Annotated in this window: 25 protein-coding genes; 14 read left to right on the forward strand and 11 right to left on the reverse strand. The window is 44.5% G+C overall.

Going from position 1 to position 26,223, the window contains the following annotated elements; all coding sequences use genetic code 11:
• Positions 1-34: 34 nt before the first annotated feature.
• Entirely contained in the window at positions 35-1,057 is a 1,023-nt protein-coding gene (gene pspF / locus AB4167_RS04395; protein ID WP_017060309.1) for a phage shock protein operon transcriptional activator, read from the reverse strand.
• A 273-nt stretch (positions 1,058-1,330) separates the two neighbouring features.
• Between pspF and pspA the strand changes: the two genes are divergently transcribed.
• The 7 genes from pspA to AB4167_RS04430 all read left to right on the forward strand — a co-directional run bounded on the left by pspA (position 1,331) and on the right by AB4167_RS04430 (position 8,655).
• Positions 1,331-2,002, forward strand: coding sequence for a phage shock protein PspA (gene pspA, locus AB4167_RS04400; protein WP_372136191.1), 672 nt, complete (start codon positions 1,331-1,333; stop codon positions 2,000-2,002).
• 14 nt (positions 2,003-2,016) lie between these two features.
• Complete coding sequence (pspB, locus tag AB4167_RS04405; RefSeq protein WP_004734605.1) at positions 2,017-2,250, forward strand: envelope stress response membrane protein PspB; 234 nt, start codon at positions 2,017-2,019, stop codon at positions 2,248-2,250.
• Positions 2,243-2,629 carry an envelope stress response membrane protein PspC gene (pspC, locus tag AB4167_RS04410; RefSeq protein ID WP_017065334.1) on the forward strand — a complete coding sequence of 129 codons (387 nt, stop codon included), beginning with the start codon at positions 2,243-2,245 and terminating at the stop codon, positions 2,627-2,629. The genes pspB and pspC overlap by 8 nt, the downstream gene beginning before the upstream one ends.
• 158 nt (positions 2,630-2,787) lie before the next feature.
• Positions 2,788-3,822, forward strand: a complete 1,035-nt coding sequence (locus tag AB4167_RS04415) for an efflux RND transporter periplasmic adaptor subunit (protein WP_029236444.1) — start codon at positions 2,788-2,790, stop codon at positions 3,820-3,822.
• A gap of 1 nt (position 3,823) precedes the next feature.
• Entirely contained in the window at positions 3,824-4,909 is a 1,086-nt protein-coding gene (locus tag AB4167_RS04420; RefSeq protein WP_372136192.1) for an efflux RND transporter periplasmic adaptor subunit, read from the forward strand.
• On the forward strand, positions 4,902-8,012 hold the full coding sequence (locus AB4167_RS04425; RefSeq protein ID WP_017065336.1) for an efflux RND transporter permease subunit: 3,111 nt from the start codon (positions 4,902-4,904) through the stop codon (positions 8,010-8,012). The genes AB4167_RS04420 and AB4167_RS04425 overlap by 8 nt, the downstream gene beginning before the upstream one ends.
• Positions 8,013-8,088: 76 nt before the next feature.
• Complete coding sequence (locus AB4167_RS04430) at positions 8,089-8,655, forward strand: DNA-3-methyladenine glycosylase I (RefSeq protein ID WP_017068062.1); 567 nt, start codon at positions 8,089-8,091, stop codon at positions 8,653-8,655.
• Positions 8,656-8,899: 244 nt separating this feature from the next.
• On the opposite strand, the gene AB4167_RS04435 is transcribed toward AB4167_RS04430, so the two are convergent.
• Together AB4167_RS04435 and cls are read right to left on the reverse strand one after the other, a co-directional pair.
• A complete protein-coding gene (locus tag AB4167_RS04435) occupies positions 8,900-10,084 on the reverse strand; it encodes a cystathionine beta-lyase (protein ID WP_017065338.1) in 1,185 nt (394 codons plus the stop codon).
• A gap of 188 nt (positions 10,085-10,272) precedes the next feature.
• Positions 10,273-11,727 carry a cardiolipin synthase gene (gene cls / locus AB4167_RS04440; RefSeq protein ID WP_017065339.1) on the reverse strand — a complete coding sequence of 485 codons (1,455 nt, stop codon included), beginning with the start codon at positions 11,725-11,727 and terminating at the stop codon, positions 10,273-10,275.
• 366 nt (positions 11,728-12,093) lie between these two features.
• Here cls and AB4167_RS04445 point away from each other — a divergent pair, with 366 nt between their 5' ends.
• The 4 genes from AB4167_RS04445 (at position 12,094) to AB4167_RS04460 (ending at position 17,150) form a co-directional block, all read left to right on the forward strand.
• The gene (locus AB4167_RS04445) at positions 12,094-13,527 is read left to right on the forward strand and encodes a sodium-dependent transporter (RefSeq protein ID WP_372083374.1); all 1,434 of its coding nucleotides are present in this window, start codon (positions 12,094-12,096) and stop codon (positions 13,525-13,527) included.
• 166 nt (positions 13,528-13,693) lie between these two features.
• Positions 13,694-15,310: a methyl-accepting chemotaxis protein gene (locus AB4167_RS04450; RefSeq protein WP_372136193.1), complete on the forward strand. Its 1,617-nt coding sequence runs from the start codon at positions 13,694-13,696 to the stop codon at positions 15,308-15,310.
• A gap of 179 nt (positions 15,311-15,489) precedes the next feature.
• Positions 15,490-16,188, forward strand: a complete 699-nt coding sequence (locus AB4167_RS04455; RefSeq protein WP_372136194.1) for a TIGR01621 family pseudouridine synthase — start codon at positions 15,490-15,492, stop codon at positions 16,186-16,188.
• 8 nt (positions 16,189-16,196) lie between these two features.
• Entirely contained in the window at positions 16,197-17,150 is a 954-nt protein-coding gene (locus AB4167_RS04460; RefSeq protein ID WP_065583884.1) for a class I SAM-dependent methyltransferase, read from the forward strand.
• Between the two features lie 93 nt (positions 17,151-17,243).
• Here AB4167_RS04460 and AB4167_RS04465 read toward each other — a convergent pair whose 3' ends face one another.
• From AB4167_RS04465 to AB4167_RS04485, 5 genes are all read right to left on the reverse strand, one after another.
• The gene (locus AB4167_RS04465; protein WP_372089797.1) at positions 17,244-17,861 is read right to left on the reverse strand and encodes a CDP-alcohol phosphatidyltransferase family protein; all 618 of its coding nucleotides are present in this window, start codon (positions 17,859-17,861) and stop codon (positions 17,244-17,246) included.
• Complete coding sequence (locus AB4167_RS04470) at positions 17,851-18,501, reverse strand: ATP-binding cassette domain-containing protein (RefSeq protein WP_017065359.1); 651 nt, start codon at positions 18,499-18,501, stop codon at positions 17,851-17,853. The genes AB4167_RS04465 and AB4167_RS04470 overlap by 11 nt, the downstream gene beginning before the upstream one ends.
• On the reverse strand, positions 18,467-20,167 hold the full coding sequence (locus tag AB4167_RS04475; protein ID WP_017065762.1) for an ABC transporter permease: 1,701 nt from the start codon (positions 20,165-20,167) through the stop codon (positions 18,467-18,469). Before AB4167_RS04475 ends, AB4167_RS04470 begins: the two co-directional genes overlap by 35 nt.
• A 5-nt stretch (positions 20,168-20,172) precedes the next feature.
• Positions 20,173-21,339: an ABC transporter substrate-binding protein gene (locus tag AB4167_RS04480; RefSeq protein WP_372136195.1), complete on the reverse strand. Its 1,167-nt coding sequence runs from the start codon at positions 21,337-21,339 to the stop codon at positions 20,173-20,175.
• A 428-nt stretch (positions 21,340-21,767) separates the two neighbouring features.
• Entirely contained in the window at positions 21,768-22,214 is a 447-nt protein-coding gene (locus AB4167_RS04485) for an META domain-containing protein (protein WP_004734625.1), read from the reverse strand.
• A gap of 188 nt (positions 22,215-22,402) precedes the next feature.
• On the opposite strand from AB4167_RS04485, the gene AB4167_RS04490 reads away from it, so the two are divergent.
• Positions 22,403-22,666 (forward strand): DUF1289 domain-containing protein, encoded by a 264-nt coding sequence (locus AB4167_RS04490; protein ID WP_017060324.1) that lies wholly within the window; start codon positions 22,403-22,405, stop codon positions 22,664-22,666.
• Positions 22,667-22,775: 109 nt separating this feature from the next.
• On the forward strand, positions 22,776-22,943 hold the full coding sequence (locus tag AB4167_RS04495; RefSeq protein ID WP_017060325.1) for a hypothetical protein: 168 nt from the start codon (positions 22,776-22,778) through the stop codon (positions 22,941-22,943).
• Positions 22,944-23,000: 57 nt separating this feature from the next.
• On the opposite strand, the gene AB4167_RS04500 is transcribed toward AB4167_RS04495, so the two are convergent.
• From AB4167_RS04500 to AB4167_RS04510, 3 genes are all read right to left on the reverse strand, one after another.
• A complete protein-coding gene (locus AB4167_RS04500; RefSeq protein ID WP_017065764.1) occupies positions 23,001-23,303 on the reverse strand; it encodes a thiamine-binding protein in 303 nt (100 codons plus the stop codon).
• A 127-nt stretch (positions 23,304-23,430) separates the two neighbouring features.
• Positions 23,431-23,652, reverse strand: coding sequence for a hypothetical protein (locus tag AB4167_RS04505; protein ID WP_017057116.1), 222 nt, complete (start codon positions 23,650-23,652; stop codon positions 23,431-23,433).
• Positions 23,653-23,905: 253 nt separating this feature from the next.
• On the reverse strand, positions 23,906-25,144 hold the full coding sequence (locus AB4167_RS04510; protein ID WP_372136196.1) for a DEAD/DEAH box helicase: 1,239 nt from the start codon (positions 25,142-25,144) through the stop codon (positions 23,906-23,908).
• A 209-nt stretch (positions 25,145-25,353) separates the two neighbouring features.
• Here AB4167_RS04510 and AB4167_RS04515 point away from each other — a divergent pair, with 209 nt between their 5' ends.
• Positions 25,354-25,980, forward strand: coding sequence for a LysE family translocator (locus tag AB4167_RS04515; protein WP_372136197.1), 627 nt, complete (start codon positions 25,354-25,356; stop codon positions 25,978-25,980).
• The last annotated feature ends 243 nt before the right edge of the window (positions 25,981-26,223 follow it).

Here is a 26,223-nt window from a genome sequence, read left to right on the forward strand (position 1 = left end):
TATTCGGCTCCAAATAATAATCAAGCGTGGACAGCTATTTATCGTTAGCTTGTCCGACAATCGCGTACTTCCTCACCATTCCACGTAATTGGTTGTAGGTTAACCCAAGTAATTCTGCGGCTTGTTTCTGGTTATATTTGCTCTGTTTGAGGGCTTGGTTGAGTAGCTTGATGTCTTGTTGTTCTTGCCATGCTTTGTAATCAAGCGGCAAAGAAAACAAGCTCTCTGATGAAGTATGGCTGTTAGACGGCTCATTGCCAGTTTCCGGAGAGGAATCTTGCTCTGTTTTCCATGCGGGTTTAAATGGGTTAAACACCAAATATTCAATAGGATATGGATCTTTTCCGTGCTGATAGATAGCTCGCTCAATGACGTTTTTGAGTTCTCGTACATTCCCTGGCCAAGAATAATCCAAAAGCGATTCAACTGCAGAGGGGGCAAAGCCAACAAACAACTCCAATTCCAATTCACGACACATCTTAATGGCGTAATATTCTGCCAGTAGCATGATGTCTTCTTTTCGCTCACGCAAAGGAGGGATAGTAATGACGTCAAACGCCAGTCTATCTAATAGGTCTGCTCGGAATTCGCCCTTTAATGCCATGTCTGGTAAGTCGGCATTGGTTGCACACACCAGTCTGACATTGGCACTTAGCGCCTTTTGCCCACCGACACGTTCATATTGCCCGTATTCAATAACGCGCAGTAGTTTCTCTTGAACCGCAAGGGGAGTGGTCGCCAGCTCATCCAGAAACAGCGTTCCGCCTTCTGCTCTTTCAAAACGACCTTGATGACGCCCTTTCGAACCCGTAAAGGATCCCGATTCATGACCAAACAGTTCTGAATCAATCAAACCTTCACTTAAGGTTGAGCAGTTCAATGAGATCAAAGGTTGATCCCAACGTCTTGAAAGGTAATGCAGTCTTTGTGCGATCAACTCTTTACCTGTGCCACGTTCGCCAATGATCAGAATGGGTCTTTCTATTGGTGCGAGTTGGGAAACTTTATCTAACACAGAGAGAAAGCTAGGTGATTCACCAATGAGGTTCTGCTGCATAGCGGGTCCTTGTATGAATTAATCGCTGGAGAGGTCATGTAAGAGCCATAGTGGTGAAAAATACCAATACTTGGCTAAATTCATCATAGCATGGTTCGAGTTAATCACCATTTTATTGTAAGTAACTGATAATAAATGGCTTAAAAGTTGGCACGCTACTTGGATTATTTATGGTAGGTTTAACAACAAACGTAAATTTTTGAGCAAGTGGATTGATAAAGTCGCACAACGATTTGAAACGCATTTACCATCATTGTAATTAAGGAGTTCCTCATGGGTATTTTTTCTCGCTTTGCAGACATTGTAAATTCAAACATCAGTGCACTATTAGATAAGGCTGAAGATCCAGAAAAGATGATTCGTCTTATTATCCAAGAAATGGAAGACACCTTAGTTGAAGTTCGTACCAACTCAGCAAAAGCAATTGCTGACAAGAAAGAGCTAGCGCGTAAAGTAGAAGCTATCGAAACACAGATTCTAGATTGGCAAAATAAAGCGACACTTGCCCTGACCAAACAACGCGAAGATTTGGCGAGAGCGGCGCTAATCGAAAAGCAAAAACTGGAAGACATCATCAAGAGCCTTCACACCGAACAAACCTTGGTTCATGAAACCATCGAAAAATTGACGAGTGAAATTGGTAAACTTGAAACAAAGATCGCAGAAACTCGTGCAAAGCAACAAGCATTAATGATTCGTAACAATGCGGCAAGCAACCGTCGTGATGTTCAAAAACACCTGCACTCAAGCAAAACCAACGAAGCAATGGCGAAGTTTGAGCAATTCTCGCGTAAAGTGGATGAATTAGAAGCTGAAGCGGACGTTTACGCTAAGACTGGCAACGCAAAATCTTTAGACCAAGAGTTTGCCGAGCTACAAGCTCAAGATGAAATCGAAAAAGAGCTAGCGAAACTGAAGCAACAAGTTGAAAACCGCGATCAATAATCTAGGAGTTGTCTATGTCAACATTTCTAATTGCAGGTCCACTGATTGTCTTTTTAATCTTCGTGGCACCGCTATGGTTATTCTTACATTACCGTAGCAAGAAGAAATCCAGCAATGGTCTTTCTGAAACGGATCTTCAACGTCTGCATAAGCTTTCTGCGCAAGCCGAATCCATGCAAGACCGAGTGAAAACGCTAGAAAAAATACTGGATGCGGAGTCGCCTAACTGGAGACGAAACTATGAGTAGAGAACTGTATCGCGACACGATTAACGGCAAATTGTCTGGTGTGTGTGCAGGGTTAGCGAACTATTTTGGCCTTGAAGTGTGGTTGGTTCGCATCTTAGTTATCTCAGCAGCACTGCTTGGTGGTAGTTTTCTGGTGTTATTAGCGTATTTAGCTTTGACATTTATGCTTGAAAAACAACCACCTCAGTATGTCGACCAAATGAAGGCGAAACAAGAGCATACGCTGAAGCAAAAGCCTTGGGAAAAAGGGCAAACTGCAGAGTCGCTATTGAACACTTTAGAGGGTGATTTCCAGAAGTTAGAGACCAGTGTCCGCAACATGGAAGCTTATGTCACCTCAGATACGTTTAAAGTGAATCGTGAATTTAAGAACATGTAGTGGTAAAACCTAAAAAGGATTAGATAACGGTTTAGGAAAATTTATTCCAAGCCGTTATTTTTTTTAATAATTTTCTCTAAATAAATCTTACGCTGACTGGTAAGTTACATGTGATTAATCTATGTTATAAAAATATTTATAGATATGGATGATCACCAATGTATAGAGCCTCCCTTGTCCTATTGACTGCCTTAGCTGGGTTGTCTGGGTGTGGTAAGGAGCTTCCTCCCGTGCCTGAACCTGAGTCCAGACCCGCCAAACTCTTCACTGTCTCCGTCGGTAATAATGCCTTTGAGCGTAATTTCCCTGCTACCACAGAAGCTGGTGACAGAGCGGTACTCGCATTCCGTGTTCCTGGGTTATTGCAGAGCATCGATGTGACCGCTGGGCAGCACGTGTCTAAAGGCGACGAGCTTGCTAAGTTAAATCCCGATGAATATCAACTACTCGAGAAGCAAGCAAAAGCGAATTTTCAGCTAGCCGATGTTCAATATCAACGTGCGATCAAACTTCGTAAAGATCGTGTGGTATCAGAGCAAGATTTCGACCAAGCGAAAGCGAACCACAATTCAGCTCGCGCGGTGCTTAATCAAGCTAACGCGAATCTTCGCTACACCACTTTGGTTGCGCCGTATGACGGAACCATTTCCATCATTCCTGCTGAAAACCATGAATACATTGCGGCTAAACAAGGCGTGATGAATATTCAAACCAATCAAATTCTTAAAGTCGTCTTCTTATTACCCGACCAACTTATTACGCGCTTTTCATCAGGGTTCGAGATGGATGCAACCATGGTTTTTGATGCGTTTCCTGAAAACTCTTACGTTTTAACCTTCCAAGAAGTGGATACCGAAGCTGACCCGAAAACAGGTTCGTACAAAGTCACCATGGTAATGGAAAGACCAACCGATGTGGGTATTTTGCCCGGTATGTCTGGCTCGGTAAATCTCGTTTCATCGTTAGCGGCGGCCACCAAAATACCAACGTCAGCAATGATGACCGATGGGGATGATGTCTCTGTATGGCGTGTGAATAGCGACGGCATTGTTGAAAATGTTGCCATTGTCATCGATGAAAAACGCCATATCGTCTCTGGATTGAACGATGGCGATCGCATTGTGACTTCTGGCGTCAATGGTCTTGAGTCGGGCATTAAAGTTCGAGAGTGGATCAAGGAAAGGGGGCTATAACATGAAAACACTTAAAGTGGCTGCTGGCCTGTCGTGTTTAGCCTTACTGACGGCTTGTGAAGATAAGCAAGCTGTAGAAGTGAATAACACGCCCTTGGTTAAAGCTATCGAGATTTCAGTCATCGATTTTAGCGACAAACTCTATTTCCCTGCGGTAGCAAACGCTGCTGAGAAGGCTCACCTTAGTTTCCGAGTTGCGGGTGAAATCTTCAAGCTAGATGTGAAGGAAGGTGAACGAGTTGCCAAAGGGGACATCATTGCCGAGCTTGACCCAACCGATTATCAATTGGATGTGGACAATGCTCAAGCTCGTTACACGGTAATCAATAGTCAATACCGACGTTCGAGTCCGCTAGTGAAGAAAGGCTTATTGGCTAAGTCGCAATTCGATGAAATTGCCGCTCAACGCCAGATTGCTTATGCCGAGTTGGAACTGGCGAAACTGCGCTTATCGTTCACTATGCTTCGTGCGCCTGTTGATGGGATTATTTCTCGAGTCAGTGTCGACCAATATGAAAATATTCAGGTAGGCCAACAGATTGTGAACATTCACAGTGTTGAGGATGTTGAGGTTGTTATCCAACTGCCTGACCAGATTTACGTGAATCAGCCTAGCGAACAGCTGTTATCGAATGTTGAGGCTGTGGTAAGAGTGCCCAGTGGCAATGAATACACAGCGGCTATTAAGGAGTTCACCACTGAACCTGACCCAAGCACGGGCACGTTCACGGTGACGCTTGCTCTACCTATGCCGGAAGATGATTTGATTCTGGATGGTATGGCCGTTGAGGTGACGTCAAATGGGCGAGATATCGGTTTGGAGCTAAAAGCTGGTGTACTTATTCCGATCGAAGCGGTATTCAATGCAGACGGTGATGAACTGGATCGTAAAAACTCTTATGTGTGGGTTCTTAACGACGACAAGACAGTCTCGAAACAACAAGTCGTGTTAGGAAAAGCAAACCAGGAAACATTGCAGGTAGTGAAAGGATTGGAAATGGGGCAGCATGTCGTTGTTGCAGGCGTATCGCGATTGCGAGATGGGATGACAGTGGAAGTATTGTCTCAGGAGACGAACAATGAGTGAAGTAAATAACAAGCCCCAAAATGACGATCAACAGGGTGATGATCAGATCACAGGTGTTGCTTCTTACTTTATACGTAACAAAGTCATTAGCTGGATGCTATCTCTGATCTTTCTTATTGGTGGTGTCTCTGCCTTTTTCGGCTTGGGTCGTTTAGAAGATCCTGCCTTTACTATCAAAGATGCGATGGTTGTGACCTCTTACCCAGGGGCCACACCTCAACAAGTTGAAGAAGAAGTTACTTACCCACTAGAAAAAGCGATTCAACAACTTACCTATGTGGACGAAGTGAACTCTATTTCAAGCCGTGGCCTGTCTCAGGTAACGGTAACGATGAAGAATAACTATGGTCCGGACGATCTTCCGCAAATTTGGGATGAACTTCGCCGAAAAGTGAATGATCTTAAGGTTGAACTGCCACCTGGGGTCAATGATCCTCAAGTCATTGATGACTTCGGTGACGTTTACGGGATCTTGCTTGCGGTGACGGGTGATGGTTATAGCTACAAAGAGCTGCTGGATTACATTGATTATCTAAGGCGAGAGCTGGAGTTGGTTGATGGGGTCAGTAAGGTCTCTGTTTCTGGTCAACAACAAGAGCAAGTATTCATTGAGATATCGATGAAGCGGATAAGCTCCTTAGGTCTGTCTCCAAGCACGGTATTTAATCTTTTATCGACTCAAAATATTGTATCAAGTGCGGGTGCGGTAAGAATTGGCGACGAATACATTCGAATTCATCCAACGGGTGAGTTCCAGAATGTTGAGCAGCTTGGCGATTTAATTCTGACAGAAGGTGGTGCTCAAGGTCTCATCTATTTAAAAGATGTGGCGAATGTAACTCGTGGTTATGTTGAAGTGCCAAGTAACATCATTGGCTATAACGGCAAGCTCGCACTTAACCTTGGTGTCTCTTTTGCGCAAGGCGTGAACGTAGTAGCGGTTGGTGAAGCGTTTGATCGAAGATTGGCCGAGCTAAAGTATCAACAACCCGTCGGCATCGACATCTCCGAGGTTTATAACCAACCTAAAGAGGTAGACAAGTCGGTAAGCGGATTTGTGGTGAGTTTAGGGCAGGCGGTTGCGATCGTAATCGTGGTGTTACTGTTCTTCATGGGACTAAGATCGGGCCTATTGATTGGTTTGATACTGCTATTGACCGTATTCGGTACATTCATTTTCATGCAGTACTTCAAGATCGACCTACAACGTATTTCACTGGGCGCGTTGGTTATCGCCTTGGGGATGCTGGTGGATAATGCCATTGTGGTGGTGGAAGGGATATTGATCGGCACGCAGAAGGGGCGAACCCGGATGCAGGCAGCCACCGATATCGTAACCCAAACCAAATGGCCGCTGCTTGGTGCGACGGTTATTGCGGTGACTGCGTTTGCTCCAATTGGTTTATCTGAAGACTCAACAGGCGAATACTGTGGCACCTTGTTCACGGTGCTACTGATCTCCTTGATGCTGAGTTGGTTTACTGCCATCTCGCTCACGCCGTTCTTTGCCGACATGTTCTTTAAAGGTCAGAAGGTCGATCCAGATAACGAAGGTAAGGACCCATACAACGGGATGGTTTTTGTTATCTACAAAAACTTCCTTGAGTTCTGTATGAAGCGTGCTTGGTTAACCATGTTTGTTCTGATTATTGGTTTAGGCGCGAGTGTGTACGGTTTTGGTTTCGTTAAGCAAGCCTTCTTCCCGTCTTCAACCACACCTATGTTCCAAGTGGATGTGTGGATGCCAGAAGGTACCGATATTCGAGCGACCAATACCAAGCTTAAAGTGCTTGAGAGTTGGCTAGCTGAGCAGGACGAAGTTGAACATATCACGACAACCGCGGGTAAAGGCCTGCAACGTTTCATGCTGACTTATGCGCCAGAGAAAAGTTATAGCGCTTACGGTGAGATAACGGTTCGTGTGAAAAGTTATGAAGTACTTGAAGGGCTAATGAAACGCTTCCGTGAACATGTAAATGGTCAGTTCCCAGAGATTGACTACAAGCTTAAACAGATCGAATTAGGTCCTGGTGGCGGTGCGAAAATTGAAGCGCGAATTGTGGGTTCTGATCCAACGGTTTTACGTTCAATCGCTGCACAAGTGATGGATATCATGCGTGCTGATGAAGGCGCATTTAACGTTCGTCACGATTGGCGTGAAAGAACTAAGGTATTAGAGCCTCAGTTCAATGAAAGCCAAGCGCGTCGTTATGGTATTACTAAATCTGACGTTGATGATTTCCTAGCAATGTCTTTTTCTGGTAAGTCGATTGGTGTGTATCGTGATGGTACAACGTTAATGCCGATTGTGGCTCGTTTGCCTGAAGACGAGCGTGTCGATATTCGTAACATCGAAGGCATGAAGATCTGGAGCCCAGCATTAAGTGAGTACATCCCACTTCAACAAGTAACGTTAGGTTACGAGCTAGAATGGGAAGATCCACTGATCATCCGTAAGAACCGTAAGCGTATGCTAACGGTAATGGCGGATCCTGATCTATTGGGTGAAGAGACGGCCTCAACTCTACAGAAACGCTTACAACCACAGATTGAAGCGATTGAGATGCCTCCGGGTTACTCATTGGAATGGGGGGGTGAATATGAGTCGTCAGCAGATGCACAGGCGTCACTGTTCACAACCATGCCTCTGGGTTACTTGTTCATGTTCTTAATCACTGTGTTCTTGTTTAACTCGGTGAAAGAGCCTCTGATCGTTTGGTTAACGGTTCCATTGGCGTTGATAGGGGTGACGACAGGCTTGCTAGCCTTGAATACACCATTCGGCTTTATGGCGCTGTTGGGCTTCTTGAGTCTATCTGGGATGCTTCTGAAGAACGGTATCGTACTACTTGATCAAATTGAGATTGAGATGAAATCTGGTAAAGATCCGTATGTAGCGGTTGTTGATGCGGCTCTGAGTCGTGTTCGCCCGGTATGTATGGCGGCGATTACCACCATTCTAGGTATGATCCCTCTACTACCGGATATCTTCTTCAAACCAATGGCAGTAACCATCATGTTTGGTTTAGGCTTTGCGACTGTACTCACGCTAATCGTAGTGCCTGTGCTGTATCGTTTGTTCCATAAAATTGAAGTGGCTTAACGTCAACTGACCTTTGAAATAATGCCCCTAATTGGGGCATTATTTTTATGTATGATTACTAAAAGAGACCATCGAAATGGAAGCTAATACAGTGGATAGAACGTGTGCATGGGCGCTTAAACATGAGCTTGAAAGGGAGTACCACGATGCAGAGTGGGGCGTGCCTGTTTATGATGACCAAGTTCTGTTTGAGTTCATTACTTTAGAAGGTGCTCAAGCCGGTCTGAGTTGGATTACGATCCTTAAAAAGCGTGAAGGCTATCGTGCCGCGTTCGATGATTACGATCTAAACAAGCTAGCTGAGTTGAATGAAGACAACGTGCCGCACATCATTGAAAACTTCGATGTGGTTAAGCACAAGGGTAAGATTGCTTCGGTATACAACAATGCACGAGCAACGCTTGAATTACAGAAAGAGTTCGGCTCTCTTTCTAATGCCTTATGGCAATTTGTTGATAATGAGGTGATCGTGAATCAATGGACCGAGATGTCTCAAGTTCCCGCTTCTACCGAGCAATCTAAAGCGATGAGTAAGTTTTTGAAGAAGAGAGGCTTTAAGTTTGTAGGGGAAACAATCTGTTACGCATTTATGCAAGCAACAGGTATGGTCAATGATCATTTAGTCGGTTGCCCACACAAATAAAGTGTTATTTATTTCAGCGGAACAATCACTTAGAAATTGAAAAATTCATAGCCATTTTTTCATCGCTCTGAGATCTTTAAGTGGATGTGCTTTAAGGTTCAATATTGGCTTTGAAAGCTTCTGGACTATGAGCGGTTTGTATTATGAGCTGAAGTATCTGAATATGAGTATTTTGAGTTATGCTTTAAACAGAAAAAGGCAGGAATATCCTGCCTTTTTTGCATATTAGACCTATCGTCTCAGATTAAATCAGAGCGCTATAACGTTCTAATCCCGCCTCTAGATCAGCAATCAGGTCATCAACATCTTCTAACCCAATATGAACACGTATCAAGGTACCTTCGAAATTAGGATTGGCAACAGTTCTCAAGCTGTCAAAACTGCTTGGTTCGTTAGCTAGAATCAAACTTTCAAATCCACCCCAAGAGTAACCCATACTAAAATGTGTCATTCCATCAAGTAACGCTGTCGTCGCTTTGATATTAGAGTTGTTTAGTACAAAAGAGAACAAGCCATTACCGCCAGTAAAATCTCGTTTGAAGAATTCATGGCCTGGGCAAGACTCAAGAGCAGGGTGACGAACGTGGTTAACTTCAGGACGAGTCTCTAACCATTTTGCGACCTTCAAGCTGCTTTCTGCGTGTTGGCGTAGACGCACATCAAGAGTACGAATGCCGCGAAGCCCTAAATAAGCATCATCAGGTGAGACACATTGCCCCATCAAGTAACTTTGCTCTCTTAGTTGATCCCAGCATTTCTCATTGGCGACTGCCGTACCTAGCATCACATCAGAGTGACCCACGATGTATTTGGTCGCTGCTTGAATCGAGATATCAACACCAAAATCAAACGGTGAGAAGTTCACGCCAGCCGCCCAAGTATTGTCTAGCATAACGATGATGTCATGTTCATGAGCGATACGCGCTAGTGTTGGAATATCCTGCACTTCCATGGTGACAGAGCCTGGAGACTCAGTAAACAGCACCTTAGTGTTTGGCTTGATAAGGTCTTGGATACCTTCACCAATCGTTGGCTCGTAGTAAGTTGTCTCTACCCCCATCTTTTTCATGATGGTGTCACAGAAATCACGAGTAGGTTCGTAGCAGGTGTCAACCATTAAAATATGATCACCTGTTTCTACAAAAGAGAGAATGGCATTAGAAATGGCGGCCGTACCACACGGGTACAGTGCACAACCCGCGCCGCCTTCTACTTCAACCATCGCATCTTGGAAGGCAAAATGAGTGTTGGTTCCACGACGTCCGTAAAAAAGGGTCTTGTTAGCGCGGTTAATCGTAGCTTTACGTTTCTCTTCTACTGAGTTAAATACGACAGTTGAAGCGCGTTGTACTGGTGGGTTAACAACACCATTGGTCCACTTCTTATCACGACCGGCAGTGATAAGTTTAGTGGTTTTGTTCTCGGACATGCTGTGAATTCCTTATCAATCGGTTATGTCCTATTTAAAACATGCGAGTAGCCATCAAAGCAAGAGGGAAGAGAGAGTTTTTAACGTTTTCTTTTGGTTTTTAACTTTTCCTCGATTTGTGATGAAAAGTTAAAAAGCGATCGCAAAGATACTATTCGTTGCCAATGGTGGTCGGCGAGCGAGGAGTATTAGAGCAACGGGTTGAATAAATAGAACAGTCTCTCAAAGAAGCGATTACTAAGGTTTCTTTGCTCCCACTGTTCTAACTCTACAGAGTGGGATGAAGCGATATAAGATTTCTGCAGCTCAGACAGTTTTTGCGTGAAATGCACATCATCCACAGCCAGAGTCACTTCAAAGTTGAGCCACAAACTGCGCATGTCGATATTGACGGTTCCGATCAAGCAAAACTCTTCATCGATCACTACCGATTTGGTATGAAGAAGGCCACCGTAAAATTCATAGATCTTCACGCCAGCTTCAAGCAACTCGGTATAAAACGCACGAGAAGCCCATTTAACCATTAGTGAATCGTTATTGTGTGGAATGATCAGTTCTACAGTTACGCCGCGTTGAGCTGTCATCTTAAGTGTTTCGAGTAAGTCAGCACTTGGCACAAAATAAGGTGTAGTAATACGTACAGAATGATTCGCTTGATTGATGGCGATGGTCAGTACTTGTAAGATCAAATATTCCGGCATGCCAGGGCCAGACGGCACGACTTGAACCGGATGATGTGTCATGATTTCTTCAACTGGGCATTCAGGTATATCAGGGAGAATGCGTTCACCAGTCTCAACTTCCCAATCCCAGCCGTGAATAGCGGATAACACATTAACGGTTGGCCCAGTCACTCTGACCATTACATCAATCCACTGACCAACGCCGGAACTTTGTTTGAAGTGAGCAGGATCGACCATGTTCATTGAACCCGTATAGGCGATAGTCTCGTCAATCACAATGATTTTGCGGTGTTGTCTTAAATCTAGGCGACGTAAAAAAATACGCCATGGGCTCACTTCTAGTGCTTGTACGACTTGAACGCCTGCGTCCTTCATCATTGACTGCCAGTGGCTTTTGAAAAAGCGAGGGCTACCGGCTGAATCGAGCAAAACTTTAACATCTACGCCACGTTTTGCAGCGCGAATCAGCGCAGAGGCAACCGAATCGGTCAGGCCACCTGGATGCCAAATATAGAAAACCATCTTGATACTGGTTTGTGCATTTTCTATATCTTCGATAATTGCGTGTAGGATCTCGTTTGGTGAAGATTGCAGCGATAGAGTGTTTCCACTGAGTGCAGGGATGCCCATTCGATTGTTACAAAGCTCGTCAATCTTATGGATAGGGGAGCCGACTTTCCCTGGTTGGTGAAGTTGGCAATCATTCAATTGACGGAACCAGTCGCCGAAAGGGGTAAACATACGATGAGCGCGTTCAGCCCTTTTTCTGCCTAGGTTTAGCTCACCAAAAAGGAAGTAACAAGCTACACCAACAATCGGGATAATGTAGATAACCATTAGCCAAGCAAGAGAAACGCTGACAGAGCGTCGTTTTAGTACAACACGAAACGTCACACCGGCTACGAGAACCCAGTACAAAACAACAGAGGCCAAAGTTAAAAAATGATAAAGCTTATCCACATTGAATACTCGAAAAAAGAGACACTTAGATAGTAATGCTATTTAACGGATATGGGAATTTAAGGATTCAACTATTTACAAAATAGAGCAAAAGATGTAAATAGGCTAAAGTTGTTAGGTTTTGGTCAATTTAAGAAGAAAACGATTGTTTTGTATGAAAAGTCGGCATTTAACCATAAAAATTTACATCTTTAACGAAATTTGTACGGTATGCTCTTCCAATTTTATTCTTAAACTGGTTTACTTGCTAGACAACGAGCGTCAATCAAATCTTTTAGGTGTGTAAATTTATTTATACACCTTCCTTTTAAAGACGCCACCCAAAGCAAAACACAACATCACATAACACAAAAGTTTGGAGTACACGTGGCTACTAGTAATACAACCACAACACCCCGCGATACCTGGGGTTCGAAGTTAGGATTCGTAATGGCTGCAGCAGGTTCTGCTGTTGGCTTAGGTAACATTTGGAAATTCCCATACACAGCAGGCGAAAGTGGCGGTGGTGCATTCGTTGCCATTTACCTGTTTTTTGTAATTTTTATTGGTTTCAGTGTCATGCTGACTGAATTTGCGATTGGCCGTCATACGCAAAAATCAGCAGTAGGTGCATTTAAAACAACTGACCGTCGTTGGACGTTCGCTGGCGTTATCGGCGTATTCAGTGGTCTACTTATCATGGGTTTCTACCCAGTAGTAGGCGGTTGGTCAATCGCATACATCGGTAAAATTGCAGGTGGTCTTCTAGACGCACCAGAAGCAATTGGTGATAGCTTTGGTGGCTTTATCTCAAACCCAGTTCAACCACTAATGTGGATGGGCTTATACCTACTACTTAACGTTGTTATCGTTATGAAAGGTATCTCTGGTGGTATTGAGAAAGCAGGTAAGATCCTGATGCCGCTTCTTTTCATTATCCTTATTGTAGTATCAATCAAAGGCATTATGCTTCCGGGCGCGATGGCTGGTCTTGAGTTCCTATTCAGTCCTGACTTCTCTAAAGTAGACAGCAATGTAATTCTAGCCGCTCTAGGTCAAGCATTCTTCTCTCTAAGTCTTGGTATGGGTTGTATGATGACATACGGTTCTTACCTTAAGAAGAAAGAGAACCTAGTTCAGACAACAGCAATGGTAACCGCAATGGATACTGGTGTTGCTATTCTAGCTGGTGTTGCAATGTTCCCTGCAATGTTCGCGTTCGGTATGGAACCTGCAGCGGGCCCTGGTTTAGTATTCGTTGTTGTTCCTCAGCTGTTCGCTGAAATGGGCGGCGTAGTTGGTCTTCTATTTGCTTTTATGTTCTTCGTTGGTTTGAGTGTTGCGGCACTAACATCTTCAGTATCTCTACTTGAAGTTGTGGTTTCTTACCTAATCGATGAGAAAGGCATGAAGCGTGTAACAGCGGTACTGTCTGCAAGTGTTGTAATGGCGATTCTATGTATCTTCGCTTCTCTATCACTTGGCGGCTTCGGTCCAACACTGTTTGATACTGGCGCGTTCGACATTTTCGACCTACTAACGGATAAGATTTTCCTAGCGGTTGGCGGTATGTTGGTATGTATCTTCGCTGGTTGGAGACTAAACCGTGCAGACCTAGAGAAAGAAATCACTAACGACGGTGAAGTCTCTTTCCCACTATTTGGTCTATGGTACACACTAGTTAAGTACATCATCCCTGTAGCTATCGCAATCGTTGCGTTCATGGGTATCTCTTCTGGCTTCGATAGCGGTAAAGGTGCAATCATGCTACTAGGTATTGGTATCATTGCTGGTTTTGCGCTGATTTCTAAGAAGTTCTAATCGCAAGATAAAGTAATTTGATAAACGGGAGCTCATTAGCTCCCGTTTTTTTATGTCTGGAACTTAATTATCTAAGAAAAATAATTATTAAAGGTATCCGTCTGATAGCCGATATAAATGGAACGAATAGCTGTTAGAGCTATATTTTGATTTAGGTAGGTGTTGTGTGAAATTGTCAGTGAGAAAGAAACTGTATGCCGGTTTTGGCTCTATATTGGCGGTGCTTGTCACGTTAGTCGGTATTGTATGGATGGAAGTTATTGGCGCTCATAAGAGCGCCGATGAGATTAGATTAGATGATGTACCGGGTACCGTTACCTACCTTGTTTTGATCGATGAAGCTGGAGATGTCTATCGAGATGCTCTGGGTGCAATCACTCTGGTCGATAATGCACTCAATGATTATCGAACCAACAAGAACGAATTTGCTCAAGCTATCGAGCAGGCTAAGCGTTTGGAGAGTAGAGGTTCGGAAGACCACCGCCGTATTCAGCGAATTGAAGACCTGATGGGGCGTTTCACTCAAGAGTTTGAATCAAAGCTTGTGCCGAAGATCAATGATGAAGCTGCGCTACTAGCCAATATTCAACAGCTACGATCTTTGTATGAGAGCAATCTTATCCCTATTGAGAACTTACTGGATCAAGCGTCAGCAAGTGAGCGCGCAGATACAGAACAGTCACTACTGACACTAACCGACACGTTTACTACCATCGAGCGCACCATCATGGTGTTGTCTGCTATTGCGATTGTCTTTGGTTGTGTGATTGCGTATCTATTGTCTAGCTCTATTACCAATCGTCTTACTCGTGTAGAACAAGTAGCACGACGTGTAGCAAATGGTGACCTAACGGCAGGCGACATTATTGATGATTCTGGTGATGAATTGGCTGAACTGGCTAAGTCGATTAACCAGATGCAGAAATCACTAGTAGACCTATTAGGTTCAATCTCGTCTGTGACTCACCAAGTCCAATCGGTGACAGGGGAGCTCTCTTCTATTAGCCAAGACATCGTTATTGGTGCATCAGCTCAAGCAGACAAAGCTAACTTGATTGCAACGGCTGCTGAAGAGCTAAGCTTGACCATTTCTGAAGTGGCGCAGCAAGGTACTTCAACTTATGAAGAAGCACGTCGCTCAGAAACCTCTGCAGAAGATGGCCGCAACGTGATTGTTGAGATGGTGGCGAGTATTCAACAAGTGTCGACTCAAATGAGCGATATGTCGTTGCAAATGAATACTCTAGGTTCTCACGGTGAGCAGATTGGTAGCGTTATCAAGGTAATCGAAGACATTGCTGAGCAAACTAACCTGTTAGCTCTTAACGCTGCAATTGAAGCGGCACGTGCAGGCGAGTTTGGTCGTGGTTTTGCTGTGGTAGCCGATGAAGTGCGAGCGCTAGCAGAAAGAACAACCAAAGCGACACGAGAAGTCTCGGGCATCATTCAATCGATTCAATCGGGCACTCAAGAAGCGGTGACTTACACTCAAGATAACTGTCGTTTAGTTGAGATTGGTGTTGAGCAAAGCTCAGGTGCTGTTTCGGCTCTAGAAGCGATTGTGAGCGGTGCGGGCAATGTACAAAGCATGGTTAACTCTATTGCGACTGCGGCAGAAGAACAGACGGCGGTGACCAAAGAAATTGCAGCAGATATTACGGCGATCAGTGATATTTCTGAGCAGTCTTTGCAATTGGCGACTCGCAGCTCTGAAAATACCTCAGGTTTGAACGCTAAGGTTGCTGAGCTAGAAGCATTAGTCGGTAAGTTCAAACTCGCGTAGGGCGGGTGGCTTTGTTCTATTTTCCGAATGCTAATAGAACAAAGACCAAGCACTGATCGCTACTTGCTGAAAAGAAGCCCAACGATTCAATGTTTATTGAGTGAGTTGGGCTTTTTCGTAGCTGGAATCTGGGTTCAGACGCGGTATACTCCACGTTCTACAATGGAGCTAGCCTTTACATGTTCGATATTCTTCTGAACCACTCTGATTTTTTACTTATCAATAAGCATCCTGGAGTCAGCGTCCACAAAGACGATGGCGATACCATGTTGCTTCAAGAAGTTGCTAAGGCAATTAATGAGCCTAAGCTGTATCTCGTTCATCGACTAGATAAAATGACTTCGGGCATTCTGCTGCTGGCAAAAAATGCGTCGGCGGCGAGCGAGCTTTCACAGCTATTTGCAAAGCGTGAAGTAGAAAAATACTACCTTGCGATTGGCTCTAAGAAGCCAAAGAAAAAGCAAGGTTTGATCTCAGGAGACATGGAGCGTTCACGACGCTCAAGTTGGAAACTTCTGACATCCAAAGAGAACCCTGCGATTACTCAGTTTTTATCAGTAACGGCTGAACCCGGTGAGCGTCTGCTGTTATGCAAACCCTATACAGGGCGAACTCACCAGATCCGTGTCGCGATGAAGTCGATCGGCTCAGCCATTGTTGGTGACCCTATTTATAATCCATCGAGTGAGGCTGACAGAGGTTATCTACATGCCTTCGCGATTCGATTTGCCTATCAATCACAAGCCTACGAATATGTCTGCGACCCAAGGAGCTTAAACTCTTTGGGTGAGAAGTGGCATCAAGAAACCGTGTCGAACGGTTTGGACAGTTGGCTTGAACCTTGGTCATTAACTTGGCCAAAGCTAAACACTAAGTGAGTGAAATAATGGAAGCATCAGCTTTACCTCTGTTTTTTAGTCATATTGAACAGCAACTTAATGAAGTACCAAACGAACTACGCCGTATTTTCCACGGGCGCGGTAAGTTTTGGCCTGGTCTAGAGCAACTGACATGTGACTGGGTTGATGGACAGCTACTGGTTAACGTGTTTAAAGAAGTCGACGATGAATTCTTGTCATCTCTTAAAGCTGGATTGGTTGAACTCACCAACAAAGATATCTGGCAATCAAAGCAGGGCACAAGCATTGTTCTGCAACACCGTTATGCCGATGGTGCGCCTTCAGAGGTTCTATGGGGTGAGTTGAATGACTCTCCGGTTGTGGTTGAGCATGGCCTTAAGTACCAATTAGACATTGGCCGTAATCAGAACTTCGGTTTGTTCCTAGACATGCGTAATGGTCGTCAGTGGGTACAAGATAATGCCAAGGATAAGAACGTTCTTAACCTGTTTGCATACACTTGTGGTTTCTCTGTCGCGGCTATCGCTGGTGGCGCTCGTCAGTGCATGAATGTGGATATGTCACGTGGCTCGTTGAATAAAGGCCGCGATAACCACCGTCTGAATGATCACGATATGCGCTCGGTTAACTTCCTTGGCTACGATATCTTTAAGTCGTGGGGCAAAATCAAGAAGGGCGGTCCTTATGAGTTGGTGATTATCGATCCACCTTCGTTCCAAAAAGGCAGCTTCGCCCTAACTAAAGATTACAAAAAAATCTTACGTCGTTTGCCTGAACTTCTAACTGAAGGCGGTGAAGTGATTGCGTGTGTGAACTCACCAGCAGTATCACCAAACTTCCTGATTGAGACGATGGCAGAAGAAGCACCAAGCGTTGAGTTCATTGAGCGTCTGGACAACCCGCCTGAGTTTGTCGATGTCGACCTTGATTCAAGCCTAAAGGTATTGAGGTTTAAAATCACGGCTTCAGCTGAAGCTTGATGTCATGATTTAGCGGGCATTATCCATACTAATATAGAAAACGCCGCTCACAATGAGCGGCGTTTTTATAGGTGCAAGAAACTAACTCATTTATTAACTAGCTTGGTTTTTTAGTGTCTGGAACCCAAAATAAATTCGCATGAACGTGGTTAGCCAACAAGCTGCACCAAAGGTGTAAGCGATAACCGCAAAGTGTTGAGGCCAAATACAAAACGCGATGAAACAAGCGATGGTTTCAGTGCCTTCGGTTAGCCCTGACATGTAGTACAGAGACTTATGCTTATAGACTGGGTTTTCAATGCCTCGCTTGCCTGCCATAACCGCAAACGCTAAAAAGCTGCTGCCTGTGCCGATAAAAGAGAAGATCAAAAATGCACCGGCAATGGCGTTGTGTTCTGGGTTGGCAATGACAAATCCAAAAGGGATCAGCGAGTAGAATAGGAAATCTAGGCTGATATCGAGGAAACCGCCCGCATCACTAATGCCTTGGATTCGAGCCAAGGCTCCATCAAGCCCATCACATACTCTATTAAACACAATGAAGCCTAACGCCCACTCATATTGTTGAAATGCCAACGCTGGAAACGCTAAACACCCAATCAGAAATCCGAATAACGTGGTTTGATTGGCCGTGATACCCAATTGTTTTAGTAACTTAGCAGACTGATTTAATGGCCACTTAATGACCTTAATGGAGTACTTATCCAGCATGGTTACTTCTCCATGGCCAAGACAGTACTTCTGCCCCTTGAGGTACATCGGCTTCGTCGTGCGTGACCATTAATGTAGGGATATTCGCTTTGGTCAGCTGTTCGAAGACCCAATCGCGAAATTGTGCTCTGAGCTCTTGGTCTAACTTACTGAACGGTTCGTCAAGCAGGGCGAGTTTAGGCTTGGCTAACAACATACGAGTCAAGCTTATTCTTGCGCGTTGACCGCCGGATATTTGATCCGGGAAAGATTCAGCTAAGTGAGTTAGCTCTATGTCTTTTAGTGCAGCCATTGCTTGTTTTTGGCGAGCGGAACCTTTAACAGAGTTCGGTAACGAAAAGGCCAAGTTTTCCCATACTTTGAGGTGCGGAAACAACAAGTCATCTTGAAACAAAATACCGACTTCACGCTGATGTGATGGAAGCTCGTCGAGCTGAATATTGTTCAACACAACGGTGCCAGAGTACGAAAACTCTTCACTTAAGTGACCAGCAATCGCATCCAGTAAGGTCGACTTTCCGCAGCCACTCGGCCCCATCAAAGCCAGTATTTGGCCAGATTCTAATGTGACGTTTAGCGCTGAGAACAGCGAATCTCCATCGGTTTTACGGATGGCGAGGTCGTTGAGGTACAGACTCATTACTTAGGAAACCTTTAAAAGTAAGACGGCGATATCTCAGTTGAAGTCGGCTGACTAATATCGCTAAAGAGAAAAAGAACAGAGGCAGTAGGGCCTGCCAAATGGCATAGATTGCTGTCACCCTGCGGTCGAAACCACTGGTAAGTGCAACGGCTTCTGTGGTGATCGTGCTAATACGGCCCGCGCCGAGCATTAATGTTGGAAGGTATTGGGCCAAACTCACGCTGATCCCGACCGCCCAAGCAAAGGCAATCGCAGGAAGCAAGATTGGTAGTTTGATCGAATACCAACTCTGAAATGGCGATTTACCTAGGCTCAGCGAGGCTTTAATCAACCCATCATTGAAGCTTTTCCACGGGCCATCCAAAGACAGGTACACAAACGGGAAAGCAAAGAAAACATGCGCCCAAATCACCCAGAACTCATAGGCACTACTGCCGATGTAGAGGGTCGTGACTTGCATACCAAACAACACTGAAAGCTGTGGTATTAGCATTGGAATAGCGATAATGAAGCCCGGAACTTGCCACTTGTATTTGATTCTGTATTCGTGAGCAACCAGCGCAAGCAACAAAGCGATTGAAGCAGCAATCAGACCAATCCATAAGCTTTGACCAACGGTGCTCATGATGCCTTCCCACTCGAACTCCCAGAAGCGCGTGCTGTAGCGGCTCGGCAGTAAATCAGGGAAGCGCCAACGCTGAGCAACGCTCCAAATTACCATTAAAGGAATGATCAGCAGTGAAAGGCTAGCAAGGACAGTGAATACCGTTTTCCCCGGAAGGTTTGCCCCTGTTCTTCCGGAATACTGCCAAGTTCGAAAGTACTTAAGAACCGCCCATTCAACTAAACGCGCCAAGGCGATGATCAACGAAGCTAAACCAAACAAAACGATGGCACCAGCAGCAGCTCGCGGAAGTAGGTTAAGATCCGGATCGTTGAACCATTGCCATACCAAAACGGCAAAGGTCGGCGGGTTGGTTGGGCCTATGATCAAAGCAATATCGACAACCGAGACACTGTAAGCGAGTACCGCCAGCATTGGGAAACGAAGCTTAGTAAACCATTGTGGGAAAATACATTTCCACCAGATCTGAGCGCGGCTGTAACCGAGCGATGCACTGACCTTGGTGATACGCTCTACATCAATTTGCTGAAGTATCGAAATGCTCATCAGCAATAAGAAGGGGACTTCTTTGAGTGCGAGCATAATAATTAAGCCGAACGCGTATGGGTCTTTCACCAATAACGCCAATTCAGAGCTGGTAGCCGATTCGCCGAGCAAGTGATGTACCGCTCTTGCGCCAAGCCCCGTTGGACTAAACAGAAAAGCAAAGCCGATAGCGAAAGCTACATGTGGAATGGCAAGCATTGGCGATAGCGTAAACTCAATCTTTCTCCAAAACTTGTTTCCCCAAGAGGCTTGAAGAATACAAAAGGTCAGGAAGCAGGCTATATAGCTGCTTGCAATTGCTGAACCTAGGCTTAAGCCAATAGAGTGCCAAGCCCCTTCCCATTGAAAGACTTGGCTAAAACCGTTGAGTGTCGGCTCCTCTAAACCAAGGGGCGGGATGAAACTCAGTGACGAAGCCACGACTCCCGCTACCCCAGGAATGGTCGGGATAATGCATACAGCTATAACAACAAAATATAGAGCGCGTAGCATGAAGACTAGTTACCGTATCGCTTAAGCCACTCTTTCTCGAGCGCGTTTTGCCAGCTAGGGTGTGGTTCATCAACCGATTTAAATTGCTTGGTGTTTTTAGCGCTGCCAGTGAGGTACTTGCTGCTCAGAACCGAAGGATCGCCCCAAACATTGAGGTCCCCCTTGCGAGACTGTGCTTCAGGGCTCAGTAAGAAGTTAATGGTCACTTGAGCACCCGCGGTTGCATTGGCGTTCCAAGGAATCGCAAGGAAGTGAATGTTAGATAGAGCGCCGCTTTCTAGAGCATAAGCCTTAGTGGTTTCGGCTAAGCGACCACTGGCTTGTGCTGAATAAACAGAGTTTGGATTAAACGTAATCGCGAGATCGATCTGTCCGTCATCCAGAAGTTGGATGCTTTCCGATGTGCCTGCTGGGAACTGCTTTCCACCGCGCCACGCCACTTTATGGAATTTATCTAAGTAAGCCCACAGTGGTGCCGTTACTTCTTGGAAGTTGTCTTCTGAAACCGGCTGAGCCAGCGCAGGGTTATTGTTTGTTAGTTCAATCAGTAGTGACTTAATGAAGCTCGTGCCATGAAACTCTGGTGGGCGAGGGTAGCTTAAGCGGTTCGGGAAAGCCTGAGCGTAGCTTAACATCTCAGAGAATGATTGTGGCGGGTTGTGAAGTGTTTCTTGGTCATGAATGAACACCAGTTGTCCCACGCCCCACGGTGCTTCTAAGCCTTCTGTCGGCTCTGAGAAATCGACATCAATTGGCAGAGACTTATCGACATACTGCCAATTTGGAAGTGATTCCGTAAATGGCCCAAACAATAGCGCGTTGTCTTTCATCGAACGGAAGTTCTCGCCATTAATCCAGACGATATCGACGCTGCCTTCACTGTTCTTTCCTGCCGCTTTTTCAGCAAGCAGTCGAGTGGTGGTTTCCGCAATATCGGTCACTTTCACATGCTTTAACGTGACACCGTAGTCACTTTGTAATTTCTTGCCTGCCCACTGTAGGTAACGATTGATCTCTTGGCTTCCGCCCCAAGCGTGAAAGTAGACAGTTTCTCCCTCTGCCTGCTGTTCTATTTGGTTCCAGCTGTCGATGGATGTTGCTTCATCAGCATAAATGGTTGCGCTGTATGCAACGGTTGCCATGATTCCTAACGTACTTACTATATTGTTCATAAACTTTTCCATTTGGTAGTGAACGGGCAAGAGCATTGTATTTTCAAACTCCCTAGGGCGTGTTGACCCTTCGTGGTTAACGAAAGATCAACATGCCCTAATAGTTATTCTATCTGTTTCTGAAATAAATTCTAATTCAACAGCAAATTCAATCAATTACTTGAGAACAAGCAGGGAGTTCTCGGTTGAGTTTTGTTCGATCTGTAATCATCTCGAAAACTCGACAGACTCTAGGCTTTTGCCATCCTAGCAACAGACCGCTGAACCGTTGAATTTATTGCATCTAAATGAGAGATTTTTGAGGTTTATTGGAGGCTGGTACGAAAAGTCGGCGATGAGTGTCAATTTTGAAGAAGTAGTGAGGGCAAGCTGACAATAAAAAAGGAGCCATCAGGCTCCTTTAATCAGTATTTGGTTTCGATGACGGATTAGTTTACCCAGTCACGAATTGTGTACGTTAGCGTGTGTACATCGTTTTTCAGTACTAGCGTATCGTTTGTTAGCGTTACGTCGCTCCACTCGCTTAGAGTAGCAGAAACCGATTGTTCGATTTCCATCGCAGAGCCGTGACACATTTTCATTGTCATGCCCATTTGCTTGATACGGAATTGACCGTCTTTCAGCTCGCCTTGACCGAAGAAGTTGTTACAACCAGCCATGCCGTTTGCAGTCATCTTTTCGCCGATCTCTAGACGAGGAGCTGCTTGGTCTTCGCTTTTCACAATGTCCTTGCCATCAATTTGCGCAAGTTCCCAATTATGGTGCTGTAGATCGGTTGGTGTTACTTGCATCGCGTTGTCACCTGTTGTTGTGCATGCTGCTAGCATCATAGGTAAAGCGGCTACTGCTAGTAATTTTTTTGAACTAAACTTCATATTATAAGGCTCCAAAGGAAAGAACGAAGTTACCGGATAAGTGTAACTTGATGGGTTCAAAGTATAGTTTACAAAACACTATATGTGTCAGTATAAGGTCATAGTTTAGTATGGATTTCACGAGCCAGGCGACAAATTAATCGCTTATTTTTGAGAGAGTAAGCGTAATTTTGAATGTGTAAGGAGGCATGGTGGAGCAGTTAGAGTTTTTCCAAGTTCCAAGCCCTTGCGTTGGGGTTTGTTCAAGCGATGACAAAGGCTATTGCAACGGTTGTATGCGCAAGAGAGAAGAGCGCTTTAATTGGATGTCGATGACACCGTCAGAACAATTGCACGTGATAAAGCTGTGTCGTCAGCGCTATAGAAGAAAAATAATGAATCAAAAAAACTTGATTGGTAAGCAGGTCGATGAAGAGGGAAATACCAGTCCCCAAAGAGATCTTTTTGGCTAAAGAGGAAGTATTTAGATTTTATTTAACTCCGAAGTAACTATTACTTTACATAATGGTTGGGGTGTAATATTAAAGTAGGTACCTTTGTACCTGAAGGAGTGGTGTCGGTATGAATAAAAAGAACGTAAAAATCAAAAAAGAGCCAGTCAAAGCACTTGACCGAAAACCGATCGGGGCAAAAGATGACCCTGAAGAGACTCCGCGTGATTGGCATTCGATGTCAGAAGAAGAACGAATGGAAATCCTTTCTCACCTCTCAGACATGCCTTTCCAATAACACCACTGGTTCTTCAGAGCCTTTCTTAAAGCTCAGTTTTCAGAAACAAAAATGTGATTAAACAAACATGTGATTCGCTTTCGTTACACCACGATGGTACGTGCAAAATGTATCATCGGCCTCGGTGGTTTTACTGTGAATCTTAATGTTTGTGATCACTTCTACCGCCCCTGCATCGTAGCAAGCTTGTTCTGCTTTTTTAACGATATCGAGTAATTGGTTGAGTTCACCTTTCATCGTAGTTTCCATCGCACCGACTTGGAAAGGCACATCGGCAGCTTTCACAACTTCAATGGCTTTATCAACCACTTCGAAGTTGTTGCCTTCTTTAACGCGAGGTATCACTTGGAAGGCAACCATCACTTCTTTTTCTCTTTTTAACTCAGACACTTTCTGCTTACTCTAGGATAGGGAATTGTTGCAGATGATAGGTTAATTCGGAGACGAATTCTACAGCGATTATGCTGGTTGGATTACTCTCTTTGTCCTACTTGTTACCCCAGTGGTCACTTACCCAACCACCTATGTGCTCATCAAAATGACTGCCACTGAACCTCTGGTTGCGTTCAACCGAAGTATCACAATCATCTTTATTATCTATTAGGGTTTGTATGTAGTTTGCCATCGGGTCATTGGAACGTTGACGATCTCGGCGAGTTGCCACTTCCTTAATCAGTTGTAATCGATATGTAGAGCTAGCACGTTTCATTTCAATGACCTCCTGTTGTAGACACTAATAGAAAAATCTAGTTGCTAGATATAGGGGCGTCAACGTGATTTAAGAGTATTTTTTTTGAGCAACCAAGAATCAATACGTTGGCATCATAATTCACAAAAGTGTCATTTAAGTTGGCAACTTTAGGGAAGTTTTTGGGTGTGAATTTGTATTTTGTTGCATATAAAAAAGCCCAGTACAAACTGAGCTGACCATTCTATTTCTGGTTACTTAGAGTTATTTCTGGTTACTTAGAGCTATTTGGTTTGCTTTTAAATTGCTTAATGCTTTTCTTTTTAGCTGTTCTTCGATTGGCCATTTTATCTTTAGGTGGACGCTTGCGAGCGGTCGTTTCAGATGCAGGTTTGTCGGTAACCGGGAAACCCTCTAATGGTTGCAGCACTAACGGCTTATTGGTCAAGGTGCGAATCGCATTGAGGTAGTCAGTTTCGCTGTGGCTAACCAGAGAGACCGCGCAGCCAGTACTTCCTGCTCTTGCTGTACGACCAACGCGGTGTACGTAAGTTGCTGAGTGAGAAGGTAATTCGAAGTTAATTACGACAGGTAACTGATCAATATGAATGCCTCTAGCCATCACGTCTGTCGCGATAAGCACACGAGTCTCGCCATTTTTGAAACTTTCTAATGCTTGCTCTCGTTCTTCTTGGCTCTTATTTCCATGTAACGCACTCACACTGATTTTGGCTTTATTCAATCGTTTGGTTAATGCATCGGCATTGTCTTTTGCGCCAATAAATACCAATACTTGCGGCCATGTATGTTGATTGAGTAGTGCGATGAGCGCTTGAGCTTTACTGCCTTTGTTCACTAAATACAGGGTTTCTTCAATAGTCGCGACCACGCTGTTTTCTTGATGTGTCGTGACTTTAACTGGATTTAAAAGAAGCTCTTCAGCTTGCCCTACTAATTCGGGCGGAAGTGTCGCAGAGAACAACAGTGACTGACGTTTACTTGGTAGTGCTGCAGTAATCGCTTGAATATCTGGCCAAAAGCCCATGTCGATCAGGCGATCGGCTTCATCAAGAACCAATGATGAACACTGAGCTACATCCAGTTCACCACTTTTGATTAAAGCAAATAAGCGGCCCGGTGTGGCGATGGCTAATTGTGGTTTAGTCGATAATTGTTGCTGTTGATCATCAGTATTTACGCCGCCCGTTAGCGTTACCAATTTGATATTGAGCGTTGTCGCGATCGGTTCTAAAGATTTGGTCACTTGAGATGCAAGTTCACGGGTTGGAACAATGATCAGTGCTTGCAGTTCATTCACATCTTGGTTGATGTTATTCAGTAAAGGTAAGCCGAACGCCAATGTTTTACCGCTGCCCGTTTGAGCCAATGCGAGTACGTCTTTCCCCGCAATAATGGTAGGAATTACCGCTTGCTGTATCTCTGTCGGCTTATTGAATTGAGATGAGAGCGCGGAGACGGTTTTTGCGTTAAGGGTGAGGCTATCAAATGACATAAATGAACCAAGTATCAAAAAGGAGGTGGAGTCTATCAGGGCTACAAATGTTAGAGAATCAGTTTTGTATGTTAGACGATAAACACATTCATTATACGCGCGAATTATGTCTGTTAGCTATACGCGATAATTAAGCGTTTATCATATTGTAATGGCACTGAATGGACGTACAATGTCCGCCCTAAAAATGTTCATGAAATGAGATCGAAATGAGTTGGGACAGTATCTGGCTGTTTATCGTTATCGTGTTTTTTATTGCCATTATCCCGGGCCCAAATGCGCTGTTGGTATTAAGCACAGCCTTAACTCAAAGGAAGCTGTTCGCATTTGTGAACGTGTTGGGCGTGTCATGTGGTTTCTTTTTTCATGCCTTTATCTCGGCTAACGGCATAAGCTTATTACTGTCGAACACTCCCATGGCCTTTGAAGGGCTAAAGTGGGCTGGGGTTTTGTATCTTGTCTGGCTTGGGTATAACCATTTTCGTGCGGCGCTGCGCGCTCAAGAGGGTGTGCTCTCTGTGGTCAGTGCATCGGGAAGTAAGCTTTACAGCCAATTTTTCAAAGGGCTCCTCACTAATCTACTGAATCCTAAAATCGTCCTGTTTTATCTTTCTATATTCCCTCAATTTGTTTCAACAGATGCGATTGTGACAGACAGTTTGATACTCGGTGCAATTCAAGCGTCAGTGGTGTCGATGTGGTTCTTGGTTGTGATCTTAATGGCGGATACCTTTAAGCGCTTGTTGGTTCAAAAGCGCACCTCGCAAATGGTGAACATTGTGTGTGGGATTCTATTCGTGGGCTTCAGCATTCAGTTGGCATTGTTTCAGCTTTAGGGTGCGATGCGAAGAATTGGGTTTTTAGCTATTGGTTCAGTTCATTTCCGGCTTAGTTCTCGTTTCCATCTTAGTTTTCATTTCCGATTCAGTTCTCATTTTTTACTGAATGCTAAGCAATCAGTGTTTCTCTGTATAAATCTCTAAAGCATTAGCTCGGGAAGTCGATATAATTATTAGCTATCAATTTGGTGAATGTGTTTATTTGAGACCAATTGAAGCTACAGCCTATTGCTTGACCGA

The sequence above is a fragment of the Vibrio sp. 10N.286.49.E11 genome (assembly GCF_041469505.1).
In the GTDB taxonomy this organism is placed as follows: Bacteria; Pseudomonadota; Gammaproteobacteria; order Enterobacterales; family Vibrionaceae; genus Vibrio; species Vibrio crassostreae_C.

Bases quoted from the DNA above. Each gene is read 5' to 3' on its own strand.
- AB4167_RS04415 (WP_029236444.1), top strand. From the start codon at position 2,788: ATGTATAGAGCCTCCCTTGTCCTATTGACTGCCTTAGCTGGGTTGTCT.
- AB4167_RS04515 (WP_372136197.1), top strand. From the start codon at position 25,354: ATGAGTTGGGACAGTATCTGGCTGTTTATCGTTATCGTGTTTTTTATT.
- AB4167_RS04435 (WP_017065338.1), bottom strand. From the start codon at position 10,084: ATGTCCGAGAACAAAACCACTAAACTTATCACTGCCGGTCGTGATAAG.
- AB4167_RS04485 (WP_004734625.1), bottom strand. From the start codon at position 22,214: ATGAAGTTTAGTTCAAAAAAATTACTAGCAGTAGCCGCTTTACCTATG.
- AB4167_RS04455 (WP_372136194.1), top strand. From the start codon at position 15,490: ATGTTCGATATTCTTCTGAACCACTCTGATTTTTTACTTATCAATAAG.
- AB4167_RS04465 (WP_372089797.1), bottom strand. From the start codon at position 17,861: ATGCTGGATAAGTACTCCATTAAGGTCATTAAGTGGCCATTAAATCAG.
- AB4167_RS04460 (WP_065583884.1), top strand. From the start codon at position 16,197: ATGGAAGCATCAGCTTTACCTCTGTTTTTTAGTCATATTGAACAGCAA.
- pspC (WP_017065334.1), top strand. From the start codon at position 2,243: ATGAGTAGAGAACTGTATCGCGACACGATTAACGGCAAATTGTCTGGT.
- AB4167_RS04420 (WP_372136192.1), top strand. From the start codon at position 3,824: ATGAAAACACTTAAAGTGGCTGCTGGCCTGTCGTGTTTAGCCTTACTG.
- AB4167_RS04470 (WP_017065359.1), bottom strand. From the start codon at position 18,501: ATGAGTCTGTACCTCAACGACCTCGCCATCCGTAAAACCGATGGAGAT.
- AB4167_RS04505 (WP_017057116.1), bottom strand. From the start codon at position 23,652: ATGAAACGTGCTAGCTCTACATATCGATTACAACTGATTAAGGAAGTG.
- AB4167_RS04510 (WP_372136196.1), bottom strand. From the start codon at position 25,144: ATGTCATTTGATAGCCTCACCCTTAACGCAAAAACCGTCTCCGCGCTC.
- AB4167_RS04425 (WP_017065336.1), top strand. From the start codon at position 4,902: ATGAGTGAAGTAAATAACAAGCCCCAAAATGACGATCAACAGGGTGAT.
- AB4167_RS04500 (WP_017065764.1), bottom strand. From the start codon at position 23,303: ATGGTTGCCTTCCAAGTGATACCTCGCGTTAAAGAAGGCAACAACTTC.
- AB4167_RS04480 (WP_372136195.1), bottom strand. From the start codon at position 21,339: ATGAACAATATAGTAAGTACGTTAGGAATCATGGCAACCGTTGCATAC.
- pspB (WP_004734605.1), top strand. From the start codon at position 2,017: ATGTCAACATTTCTAATTGCAGGTCCACTGATTGTCTTTTTAATCTTC.
- AB4167_RS04490 (WP_017060324.1), top strand. From the start codon at position 22,403: ATGGTGGAGCAGTTAGAGTTTTTCCAAGTTCCAAGCCCTTGCGTTGGG.
- AB4167_RS04475 (WP_017065762.1), bottom strand. From the start codon at position 20,167: ATGCTACGCGCTCTATATTTTGTTGTTATAGCTGTATGCATTATCCCG.
- pspA (WP_372136191.1), top strand. From the start codon at position 1,331: ATGGGTATTTTTTCTCGCTTTGCAGACATTGTAAATTCAAACATCAGT.
- AB4167_RS04495 (WP_017060325.1), top strand. From the start codon at position 22,776: ATGAATAAAAAGAACGTAAAAATCAAAAAAGAGCCAGTCAAAGCACTT.
- AB4167_RS04430 (WP_017068062.1), top strand. From the start codon at position 8,089: ATGGAAGCTAATACAGTGGATAGAACGTGTGCATGGGCGCTTAAACAT.
- pspF (WP_017060309.1), bottom strand. From the start codon at position 1,057: ATGCAGCAGAACCTCATTGGTGAATCACCTAGCTTTCTCTCTGTGTTA.